The sequence below is a fragment of the Bradyrhizobium sp. PRIMUS42 genome (genome assembly GCF_023006515.1).
GTDB lineage: Bacteria > Pseudomonadota > Alphaproteobacteria > Rhizobiales > Xanthobacteraceae > Bradyrhizobium.
Genome location: NZ_JALBGZ010000260.1, coordinates 1 through 7,949 on the forward strand (window position 1 = coordinate 1; position 7,949 = coordinate 7,949).

Sequence of the window (7,949 nt, forward strand, 5' to 3'; positions counted from 1 at the left end):
GCTGCGCTTGCGGCCGGCAGCATAAGCGAGCGCGTCGCTGTCCTCGGCCGCATAACCCGCAGCACCGCCGGACGAACGCGGATCGCCGCGACCAGCAACGAACGGATCGGTGAGCACGCCCATGAACATGTTCATCGCGTTGAACGTGGTTTGCTGCGCGCCGGTGGCCGTCTCGCCCGAGGCCTGCGTCAGCGCGTTGAGCAGAGGAGTGCCCGCGAGCGCGAACAGCGCATTGAAGCTGGCCGGCATCGCAGCGCCGCCGATCAGCGCATTGTCGATTCCGGCCGCAACGTTCCGCTGATTGACGTTGGCATTGCCCGGCAGCGAGGACGAGAGCGTGCCGGGATCGAGCGTCAGCAGCACATCACTGCCGACATAGCTCAGCCGCGCGTTACGGGCGAAGCTGTTCGCGGTGAGGAATTCGGCGCCGGAGAAGCTGCCGCTTACCGTGCCCGCGGTCATGATGGTATAGGTCGTCGTCGCCGACACCCGCGTCAGCGGATCCACCACCACCTTGCCATTGATGCTGGCGATGCCCGTGACGATTGTCTTGTCGGAGATCGCGCCGGAGACCTGCACCAGATAGGTCGAGGCCGCCGTCATGGTCAGGCTCGCGGTTGTCAGCGTGCCAATCGAATTGCCGGGCGCCAGCGAGCCGCCATTGATGGCGACGGCACCGAGAGTGCCGTTGCCGCCGAGCGTGCCGCCGGCATTCACGGCGATGCTGCTGGCCGAGGAGAGATCGCCGTTCACCGACAAGGTGCCGCCGTTCACCGTCACCGGACCGGTATAGGTCGCGGTACCCGTGAGCGTCCAGTTGGACGACCCCGTCTTGTCGAGCAGCGCCCAACCGGTCGATATCTGGCTGACGTCGAAACTGTTGCTCCCGCTGCCCGCGAAACGGAAGGTATCCGTGCCGTGGCCGATGGCGAGGCCGACGAGCTTTGCGTTCGGTCCGTCCATCACGAGAAGGTTGTTGCTTCCGGAAACGAAGCTCACCGCGGTGCCGGTGAGGCCCGTGATGCTGCCGGCATTGATGACCGTCGAGACGCCGCCCGTGAACGTGCTGACACCACCCACATTACCGATGATCGTGCCGCTGTTCGCGATCGTGACATTGCCCGTCGTGGAAAATGCGTCGACGCCGACGCTGCCGCCACTGTTCCATGTGCGCAAGGTCGCGGCCGATCCGATCGTGACGTTGATGTCGCCGCCGGCGCTCGACCCCACACTGATGGCGTTCGAGCCGGGAAAGTTTGAGCGGACCGTGCCGCTGGTGACGGTCACCGTATTGGTTCCGGCTTGTGTGATGGCCAACACGCCCTCGCCAACGCTCGACGTCACGTCCCTGGAGATGGTCACGGTCGACGTGCCCGCACCAGCAACCGACGTCACGATGGCAATCCCGCCAGAGGAGATGACGCCGTCACGTGCGATCACGATGTTGCCGTTGCCGCCTGATGCCGTCGCGTGAATACCCTGGCCGCCCGCGGTGATCGTGCCGCTTCCGGTCACCGTCACGTCGCCGCCACCGCTTGCGACTGCACTGATGCCGAGACCTGACGTCACGTTGCCGCTGCCGCTGACGGTCACGCTGCCGGTGCCGCTGGTCGCAGCATCAATGCCGATGCCCCCGGCGCCGGTGGTTACGCTGCCGTCGCTCGTGACGAGCACGGAGCCACTGCCTGTATTGGAGGCACTGAGGGCCGTGCCGGCGGCCGTGTTGATGACGCTGCCGCTGCCCGAGTAGCTGACGGCCCCGCCGTTGCCGACAAGGCCGATTGCGGAGACGGCCGCCTGGTTCGTCGTCACGATGCCGCTGTTGGTCATCGTGATGGTCCGGCCGGAGCCGGTCGGAGCAAGCTGAAGACCGAACCCGTTGACGGTGGTGTTGGCGGTGACGGTGCCGATCGTATCGGCATTGAACGATTGCACCCGGTCGTTGGTCGCGGCGTTCGGGCTGGTGCTGTTGGTCGTATTCGCGGTCGTGATCGTGCTGCCGGGCGCGTCGCACAGCACGGTGACCGGGCTGGATCCGCTGGTCGAGCAGGATTGCGCCAGCGCGCTCCCCGGATGGCCGGCGATCATTGCGACGAACACGCCTGCACACGCCGTGCTCGCGAGCAGCGAGCCGCGCCGCTTCGACGCATCAAGATCAATCGACGATGTAAGGACGCGCGGCACGCCATGCGCCGGAATCTGTTTCGACATGCCCCCACCCGCTTTTTGCCGCCGAGTCGGCTGAATATTGGAGGCCTTGCCGGCAGATTACTGGAGATTGCAGGGGCCAAATGGAGCCCGCAAGGTGTGCCACCAGCTCCGTTACCAATTCACTTTTTCTGTGTCCGACCGGACACAGTGTTACCAGCGCGCGCTCGTCCGGGCAGCGCAACCCCAGGTGGCGGCCAACCTTCGCCGTAGCCTCAGGAGAGAGGACCATTCAGAATATCGCAGCGAACGCGCATATCACTGAATACATGGTCAAAATTGACCGACGAGCACTCCGGGGACGGATTTTCCGGATGCTGCACGGGACAGGAAGCGTAAGGTATCGGCCACTCGACCGTCATTCTGAGTGCGCGATCCCATACTATCGGATTGATCGAAGCTGACGCACACCGCTCGCCCATCACTTCACAAAGCCAAGCCCCTCACGCGCCGTGTCCACGGCCCATTTGTCGGTCGGCGGCAGCGCGAGCACGCTGTTGAAGTCCGCGCGCGCATGCTTGGCGTCGGACCTCATCATGTAGAGGAGGCCGCGATTGGCCAGGGCGGACTGGCTTTTCGGATCGAGCCGGATCGCCTCGTTGTAGTCGGCGAGCGCGCGGTCGTGCTGTCCAAGGTCGCGAAACACGCTGGCGCGATCGTTGTAGACCTCTGAATCTCGCGGCTGCAGCCGAATCGCTTCGTCGAAATCGGCAAGGGCCCGTTTATCGTCGCCCTTCCTGTGCAGGACAACGGCGCGAATGCGATAGGCCTTCTGGAAAGACGGCGAGAGTCGCGTGACGTCATCCAACTCCCGGATGGTGCCGTCGGTGTCATCCTTGTTCAGGAACACGATGGCCCGGCAATAATGGCCGCCGGCACTTCCGGGCTCGAGACGGACGGCGCTGTCGCAGTCGTCCAGGGCTGCATCGGCCTCGCCCTTGTTGAGACGAATGTTGCTTCGCAGCTCGTAGGGCCAGGCGGCGGCTGGATTCCGCTGCATCGCCTCGGTGTAATCGGCGGCGGCGTGATCGGCGTCGCCCTTCACCGCATAGACCTGCCCGCGCATCATGAGCGCACGGTAGGCCTGCTTGGGGCTGCGTTCGATGGCCTCGGTGAAGCCGGCGATCGCGAGATCGAAATCGCGGTGGTTGAAATATTCCTCGGCGCGCGAGGTGTAGGGCGCGCCATAGTCGGGATCGAGGCGGATGGCCTCGTTGTAGTCGGTCATCGCGCGATCGCGGTCGCCTTTGGCGGAATAGGCGCGGCCGCGGCAATGATAAGCACGCCCGAAGTTCGGGTCGATCCGGATCGCGGCGCTGCAATCGTCGAAGGCGCGATTCCAGTCCCGCTTGAGATAATAGGCTTCTCCCCGCAGCTCGTAAGCCGCCGCATTCGCCGGCTCCGCCGCGATGATCGCGGTCTTCTCGGCGATGACGCGATCGTTGGATGCCTCGTCAGCATGCGCCACGGCCGTCACGGCGATCGTGACCGAGCAAAGCAGGCCGAAAACCCGGCCGATCGAACCGCAAGTCATGTGTTGAAATTCCCGCGCCGAATCCCTGCCGGACGCGTGCGGAATCCGATCGACAGCGCCCGGCCGTGAAATTAAGTCGCAGATGTTGCGCGGTGGGTTCGAACGGGCGGGAGGCTTTAAGCCGCCGTCGCAGGCGGCAGGGCGAGCACCGAATAAATCGCCTGGGCATCGCGCGAGGCGCGGAGCTTCTTGGCGATGTCCTGGTCGCGCAGGAGGCGGGCGATGCGGGCGAGCGCTTTGAGGTGATCGGCGCCGGCGCCTTCGGGGGCGAGCAGCAGGAAGACCAGATCGACCGGTTGGCCGTCCATCGATTCGAAATCGATCGGGCGGTCGAGCCGTGCGAACAGGCCAAAGATCTTTTCGAGCTTGGGCAGCTTGCCGTGCGGAATGGCAACGCCGTAGCCGACCGCGGTGGTGCCGAGCTTCTCCCGCTGCAGCAGCACCTCGAACACGGAGCGCTCGTTCTGGCCGGTCAGCTCGGCGGCCTTGGCCGCGAGCTCCTGCAAAGCCTGCTTCTTGCTGTTGACTTTCAATGCCGGGAGAATCGCCTCGGGTGCGACCAGATCGGTAATCGGCATGGAGGCTTTCCGAGGTGAATTAAACCGTCAGGTTCCGATTTGGCCAGCTTGATAGACCAAGCTCGGCCGGCGTCAATAACATGAAGCAGGAGGAGGACTTAGCCCAGAGTCCTGCCGAGTCCAGATGTGGGGGGCTTCTACTCCAACGCAATCCCGGTGCCAACTCCCGCGTGCGGCTTTGCCACGGTCATTGTTAAGGGCCGGGATTGTACGGAGTCCCGCCTCGGCCTAACCGCCCGCCTTGCCATCGACCTTGGCCCCCGGCGGATCGATCCAGCCCACATTGCCGTCCGCCCGGCGGTAAATGATGTTTACCCGGCCCGAAGAGCCATGCTGGAAGACCAGGCAAGGCGCTCCGCTGAGATCGAGTTCCATGACCGCCTCGCTGACCGACAGCGGCCTCAGCGAGGTGGTCGCCTCCGCGATGATGACGGGGCTGTAGACGGTGACCTCGTCCTCGCCCTCCGGCGCCTCCAGCACGTAGCTCGTCGCATCGAGCGCAGCCATCGCTTCGGAGGCGACATGGGCCTTGCGGGCGGAGCGGTCCTTGAGCCGGTTCTTGTAGCGGCGCAACCGCTTCTCGATCATCACCAGCGCCTGGTCGGCGCTGGCATAAGCATCCGGCGCGTTCGAATCGGCCTCCAGCGTGATCCCCGAATCGAGGTGCAGGGCACAATCGGTGCGGAAGCCGAAGCCGTCCTTGCTGAGCGTGATGTGGCCGGAATAATTGCCGTCGAAATATTTGCGCAGCACCTCGTCGGTGCGGTCGGCAACGCGACCGCGCAGGGCCTCACCGACGCTGATGCTCTTGCCCGAAATCCGAAGAGTCATGGATGCCTCGCTTGGTTTGCTCTTCAGCTGCTACGACGCGTCATCGCAGCTGAAGTTCTTCCCTGCGCATGATCTCCCCACGGACCCTTTCCGCGTTCGTCGGGAGAGGAAACCGCTGTGCGCTTTTCCGGATCATGCGCGTGCCTGGATCAGTTGCAAAGGGGAGCCGAGAGTAGCGCGATTTCGCGCCAGTGCAATCAGGCCGGTTCGGTGTTGCGGGAGCGATCGGACATTGCGGTGGAGAGGACGTTACCAAGAGCGCTCTGCTTGTCGCGGCGGCGTTGCACCGAGGAGGGTATGCGCATGGCTTCGCGGTACTTCGCGACCGTGCGGCGGGCAATATCAATGCCCGAGGCGCGCAAGCGTTCCACGATGGTGTCGTCCGACAGGATCGCCGCGGGCGCTTCCGAATCGATCAACTGCTTGATGTGGTGGCGAACGGCTTCGGCAGAATGCGCCTCGCCACCGTCGGCCGAGGCGATCGAGGCCGTGAAGAAATATTTCAACTCGAATGTGCCGCGATTTGTCGCCATGTATTTGTTGGCGGTGACGCGCGACACCGTGGATTCATGCATCTGAATGGCGTCGGCGACGGCCTTCAGATTGAGCGGCCGCAGGTGCGCCACGCCGTGGGTGAAGAAGCCGTCCTGCTGGCGCACGATCTCGGTTGCAACCTTCAGGATGGTGCGGGCGCGCTGGTCGAGCGCGCGCACCAGCCAGGTCGCGTTCTGAAGCGCGTCGGTGAAATAGGACTTGTCGCCGTCCTTGCCGATCTTCTTCGACAGCTCGGAATAGTAGGTCTGGTTGACCAGCACACGCGGCAAGGTATCGCTGTTGAGCTCGACATGCCAGCCGCCGTCGGGACCCGGGCGGACATAGACATCGGGCACCATGGTCTGCAAACGCGCCGAGCCGAACTTCATGCCGGGCTTGGGATTAAGGCGGCGGATTTCGCCGATCATGTCGGCGATGTCCTCGTCGTCGACGCCGCAGATCTTGCGCAAGGCCACGATATCGCGCTTGGCGAGGAGATCGAGATGCTCGACCAGGGCCTGCATCGCGGGATCATAGCGGTCGAGCTCGCGGAGCTGGATCGCAAGGCATTCGCTTAAGTTACGCGCGCAGACGCCGGGCGGATCGAATTTTTGCAGCACGGCAAGGACGCTCTCGACGTCGGCTTGCGATGCACCAAGACGCTCGGCGGCCTGGCCGAGATCGCCCGGCAAATAGCCGGCCTCGTCGACGAGGTCGATCAGGTACTGGCCAATCATGCGCTGCGCAGGACCGGTGAAGGCCACCGAGAGCTGCTCGGCGAGATGGTCCGACAGGGTCAACTCCGCGGCAACGAAGGCTTCGAGATTGTAGTCCTCATCGCCGGAGGCGCCGCCGCCCCATTCGGTATAGGTGGTCGGCGCAGCGTCCTGGGCGTTGCGCGCCGCAGCCTCGGCCGGCTCCTCGGAGAAGACGTTGTCCAGGCCCGTGTCCAGGGTCTGCTCGATCTCGGCGCGGGTGCCGAGATCCTTGCTCATCCATTCTTCCTGGCCCGGCTCGAAGCCTTCCGCACTGCCGCCAAAGCCGTCGTCACCCTGACCATCACCTTGGCCGCCGGCCTCATCGCCATCGCCGTACTGACGGGCATCAGTGGGGGTCTCGCCCGCGGGGGCCTCGTCATTGGCCCGTTCCAGCAGGGGGTTACGCTCGAGCTCCTCTTCCACGAAGGTCGTGAGATCGAGATTGGACAATTGCAGCAGCTTGATCGCCTGCATCAACTGCGGCGTCATGACCAGCGACTGCGATTGCCGGAACTCTAATCTCTGCGTGAGCGCCATGTAGCAAGAACCGATCCCAAAAAGTTGGTCCGATTTTTGCTTATCCTAGTCTCAGCCCGATGTATACGCCTTGACGAATTGGAAAAAAGGGCTAGAGGCGGAATTCCTCGCCAAGGTAAAGGCGGCGCACGTCCGGATCGGCGACGATCTCATCCGGGCTACCCTCGGTCAAGATTTCACCGGCATAGACGATATAGGCGCGATCGGTGAGACCGAGCGTCTCGCGGACGTTGTGGTCGGTGATGAGCACGCCGATGCCGCGATTGGTGAGATGGCGGACGAGGTCCTGGATGTCGCCGACCGCGATCGGGTCGATGCCGGCGAAGGGCTCGTCGAGCAGCATGTAGTTCGGACGCGTCGCCAGCGCACGCGCGATCTCGACGCGGCGCCGCTCGCCGCCGGAGAGCGCGATCGACGGCGATTTGCGCAGCCGCGTGATGTTGAATTCGTCGAGTAGGGAGTCGAGCTGCTGCTCGCGCTTCTTGCGCGAGGGCTCGACCACTTCGAGCACGGCACGGATGTTCTGCTCGACGGTGAGGCCGCGGAAGATCGAGGCTTCCTGCGGCAGATAGCCGATCCCGAGCCGCGCGCGCTGGTACATCGGGAGTTTCGTGACATCGTGGCCGTCGAGCTCGATCGCGCCGCGATCGGCCTTGATCAGGCCGGTGATCATGTAGAACACGGTGGTCTTGCCGGCGCCGTTCGGACCGAGCAGGCCGACCGCTTCGCCGCGGCGCACATAGATGCTGACGCCGCGCACCACCTGGCGGCTGCCGAAGGCCTTTTCCACGCTATGCACAGCCAGGAAACCCGGCCGCTTCAGGAGCTGCGGTCCGCCCGCGCCATTGGACCTGCCGGCCGCCCTGACGGGGTGAACCGCCTGCGGGCGCGGCTCGGCCTGATAGTCGGCTTCGTAGTCGCCCTGATAGTCAGCCTGGAACTGATCGGGCGCACGCGCCGGATCGCGGG

The 7,949-nt window shown here is 64.3% G+C and carries 6 protein-coding genes; all 6 read right to left on the reverse strand.

What is annotated here, in order from left to right; genetic code table 11:
• Positions 1 to 2,211, reverse strand: a 2,211-nt coding sequence (locus MOV75_RS19705; RefSeq protein WP_247006428.1) for an autotransporter-associated beta strand repeat-containing protein, incomplete at its 3' end; no start/stop codon positions are given.
• A 418-nt stretch (positions 2,212 to 2,629) separates the two neighbouring features.
• The gene (locus MOV75_RS19710) at positions 2,630 to 3,742 is read right to left on the reverse strand and encodes a tetratricopeptide repeat protein (RefSeq protein ID WP_247006429.1); all 1,113 of its coding nucleotides are present in this window, start codon (positions 3,740 to 3,742) and stop codon (positions 2,630 to 2,632) included.
• 116 nt (positions 3,743 to 3,858) lie between these two features.
• Positions 3,859 to 4,320, reverse strand: a complete 462-nt coding sequence (ptsN, locus tag MOV75_RS19715) for a PTS IIA-like nitrogen regulatory protein PtsN (protein WP_027514736.1) — start codon at positions 4,318 to 4,320, stop codon at positions 3,859 to 3,861.
• Between the two features lie 228 nt (positions 4,321 to 4,548).
• Positions 4,549 to 5,151 (reverse strand): ribosome-associated translation inhibitor RaiA, encoded by a 603-nt coding sequence (raiA, locus tag MOV75_RS19720; protein WP_246928724.1) that lies wholly within the window; start codon positions 5,149 to 5,151, stop codon positions 4,549 to 4,551.
• A gap of 197 nt (positions 5,152 to 5,348) precedes the next feature.
• Positions 5,349 to 6,980, reverse strand: a complete 1,632-nt coding sequence (rpoN, locus tag MOV75_RS19725) for an RNA polymerase factor sigma-54 (protein WP_246928711.1) — start codon at positions 6,978 to 6,980, stop codon at positions 5,349 to 5,351.
• Between the two features lie 91 nt (positions 6,981 to 7,071).
• Positions 7,072 to 7,949, reverse strand: an 878-nt coding sequence (gene lptB, locus MOV75_RS19730) for an LPS export ABC transporter ATP-binding protein (RefSeq protein ID WP_247006430.1), incomplete at its 5' end; no start/stop codon positions are given.